This window comes from Methanocalculus sp. (genome assembly GCF_029762515.1).
Lineage (GTDB): Archaea > Halobacteriota > Methanomicrobia > Methanomicrobiales > Methanocorpusculaceae > Methanocalculus.
Genome location: NZ_JARVGN010000296.1, coordinates 1 through 3,002, shown reverse-complemented (window position 1 = coordinate 3,002; position 3,002 = coordinate 1). Strand labels below are relative to the sequence as shown.

Sequence of the window (3,002 nt, the reverse complement as noted above, 5' to 3'; positions counted from 1 at the left end):
CTGTTCTGCCATTCTTACGCACCTCCGAGGAGTTCTTTTAATTCAGCCACATCGGCAACCCGTCCGGAGATCTTCAGTTCTCCATCAACCATAAGTGCGGGTGTCAGCATCACATCCCGCTCCATGATCGCGGTGATATCCTCTACCTTCACAATGTCTGCTGATATGCCGAGTTCAGCGACTGCTTTTTCGACATTCTTTGCAAGGCGTTTACATTTCATGCATCCGGTTCCAAGGACTTCAATCTTCATAATGTAACCTCGTGTGTGTATTCTCTTAAAGTTGCAGAGCGGTACTGCTGTTCTGCGGACTTTGGGATATAATTGTATATTCTCAATTTTTTCATCAGTTCGTCTGCAATCTCTTCATCTTTGATAAGGTTCATCCGAGCCACCTCATGAATTGCATCATCAAGCATCGTAAGCCCGACGTTTATGCCGCCAACATCGATCTGCCTGATCCTTCGCATCGCCTCAGCCGCACAGCATGGCTTTTTCATCTCTGCCATCTCTCTTCACCCGATAATAAGTCCATAGATAAACCCTGCAAGGGCCGAGAAGACGATCACAAGGATTGCATAGACGATAGTCTTCTTCATCCCCATTATCCGTGAGATGACGAGGAGCGACGGCAGGCTGACGCTAGGTCCTGAAAGAAGGAGGGCGAGTGCCGGCCCCCCCGCCATCACTCCTGATGTGTATCCGAATGTCGTTCCGATCACCGGGACCTCAAGGAGCGTCGGCATATAGAGGATGGTACCGACGAATGAGGCAAGCAGGTTCGATTGAAGTGTGTTCGTCCCGAAGAATGGCGCGAAAGTCTCCGGGGGGAGGAAGAAGGCGAGCATCCCGAGGGCAAATGTCCCAATGAGGAGGATCGGAAAGATCTTCTTTGTGAGATCCCATGTCTCCCATCCCCACTCGGTCACCTCGTCTCTCTGGAAGAAGTATATCAGAAGATATGCCACCCCGAGAGTGAGGGCATAGATTATCGGGAACTTGATCATCCAGTCAATCTGTGCTGTACCTGTGATCAGGATGCCGATTAAGAGGATGAAGAAGAGCGGGACGATCCACCTCGGTCTTTCCTCCTCAGATGCGGGTGCCGGTGGCATCGCCGCCATCTTCTTCCTTGTTGCGTCATCATCTGATCTGAAGAGCGCTGCCATGATCAGGCCGATTGCAATAGCAAGAATGATCGCAAAGGCGGCCCTGGCAAGGCCGAGATCAAAGCCGAGCACTTTTGCGGTGTACACAATTGCCAGGATGTTGATCGCCGGTCCTGCATAGACGAAGGTGATGGCAGGCCCAATCCCGCTTCCCCGCTTGAAGAGGCCTGCGAACATCGGAAGGATGGTGCAGGAGCAGACGGCAAGGACAGTGCCTGAAACTGATGCAATCCCGTACGCGATCTTTTTCGGCGCATCCGGGCTGAAGTACTTCAGAATGGCATCCTTTCTGATGAAGGCGGCGATTCCTCCGGCGATGAAGAACGCCGGGATGAGGCAGGTGACGACATGCTCAGCGAGGTATTCTGCGAGTGTCGTCCATCCCATCATAAGGGAGCCGATGAAGAGGTCAATCATGGTCTTCTCCTGATTGCGTTATTCGCATACTGCATACTGATTCTTTCTCCGGGAGGTGATGTTTGCCGCATCCTGTCTGGATTTGGTTGGCGGCATCTTTATTTCAAAACCTCTTGAAATCATATCGGTCGTCGGGAGATAAAAATGCTTTCATTTCAACATATGTTGAAATAGGTGGGTTGGCGCCAGCGTTCCCTTCTCTCATACCAGCTCGAAATGCTTATCTGATGGTATTTCATATTCATTTGAAGTATGGCAGGCGTACCGGAAGACGAGTGTAGTGGGGTGGCTGTGCCTGAAAAGGGATGTGGCATTCCGCCGGAGGTCGAAGCATCCCTCAACGTATCGGGGGGCATTGAGGGGCTTGTTTCGCATCTGCCTGAGGATGCAGAAGCCCGGGCTGCCGCCTCCCTCTTCCGTGCCCTGGCTGATCCCTTCAGGCTGAAGATCCTTGCCCTGCTTGTGGTACAGCCACTCTGTGTCTGTGTGATCCGCTCTGTTCTCGAAATCTCAGATTCCCGGCTTTCATACCATCTCTCCATCCTGAAGAAGGCAGGCCTGATCGCGGGGGAGCAGTCCGGCACATGGATCATCTACCGGCTGACCCGGGAGGGTGAGCAGGTGAAGGGGATGGTGGAGAGGAGGAAGGATTGAGGGGGGTTCTGCGGGTCTGTACAATTATAGATTTAGATATGCAAAGGCGTTTTATCCGGGTTTTGGGGTAAAACTTTCCGATCCCAATACATTATCTACTGGCGGGATATTGATGCTCAAAGAGAGTTATATCCGTGTTCCCTCCTCGATTATCCTGACATAGTCCACAAACATATACTGCTTATATCGTTCTTTCCCGGTAATCTCTTCCAGTATTCCAATTTTCTCAAATTTCCCCACGAGATTGGTTGCAGACTGGCGGCTTATTCGTAACTCCTCTGTCACCTGCCCGATCGTGATGATCGGGCGATCAAAGAGTGTATCGATCAGCTTTACCGCATGCACGCCGCCGATATTGTTCTCCAGCAACCTTTCAATCAGCGTCTCCTTGAGCTGGATAATTTTCTTTGCTGTTTCAATAGAGTTATTAGATACGTCAATGACTCCCTGAAGGAAGAAAGCCAGCCATGCTTCCCAATTCCCCTGATACCGGATACCATTAAGGAGTGTATAGTAATCCTCCCGATATCTCTTCAGGTAATAACTAAGATACAACAATGGCCTTGCCAGAACACCTTTTGAGCAGAGGTAAAACGTGATCATCAAACGGCCCATTCTTCCGTTACCATCCAGATATGGATGGATTGTTTCCAATTGGGCGTGAATGAGAGCGGCCTTGATCAGCCTCGGCGTTTTATCATCGTTCTGGATAAAACGTTCAAGATCCTGCATTAATTCTGGGACCTGCTCTGGTGGAGGAGGA

At 50.6% G+C, this 3,002-nt stretch carries 5 protein-coding genes; 1 reads left to right on the top strand and 4 read right to left on the bottom strand.

The features are described 5' to 3' along the window. Positions 1-14: 14 nt before the first annotated feature. From QCH34_RS09890 to QCH34_RS09880, 3 genes are read right to left on the bottom strand one after another with little or no spacing between them, the layout of a single operon-like run. A complete protein-coding gene (locus QCH34_RS09890; protein ID WP_300333529.1) occupies positions 15-251 on the bottom strand; it encodes a thioredoxin family protein in 237 nt (78 codons plus the stop codon). Continuing rightward, positions 248-508, bottom strand: a complete 261-nt coding sequence (locus tag QCH34_RS09885) for a hypothetical protein (protein WP_300333526.1) — start codon at positions 506-508, stop codon at positions 248-250. The genes QCH34_RS09890 and QCH34_RS09885 overlap by 4 nt, the downstream gene beginning before the upstream one ends. Positions 509-514: 6 nt before the next feature. Next, the gene (locus tag QCH34_RS09880) at positions 515-1,585 is read right to left on the bottom strand and encodes a permease (RefSeq protein ID WP_300333524.1); all 1,071 of its coding nucleotides are present in this window, start codon (positions 1,583-1,585) and stop codon (positions 515-517) included. A 252-nt stretch (positions 1,586-1,837) separates the two neighbouring features. Here QCH34_RS09880 and QCH34_RS09875 point away from each other — a divergent pair, with 252 nt between their 5' ends. Further along, entirely contained in the window at positions 1,838-2,239 is a 402-nt protein-coding gene (locus tag QCH34_RS09875) for a metalloregulator ArsR/SmtB family transcription factor (RefSeq protein ID WP_300333522.1), read from the top strand. Between the two features lie 126 nt (positions 2,240-2,365). On the opposite strand, the gene QCH34_RS09870 is transcribed toward QCH34_RS09875, so the two are convergent. Beyond that, positions 2,366-3,002 (bottom strand): Fic family protein (locus QCH34_RS09870; protein WP_300333518.1); only part of this gene is annotated, 637 nt, incomplete at its 5' end.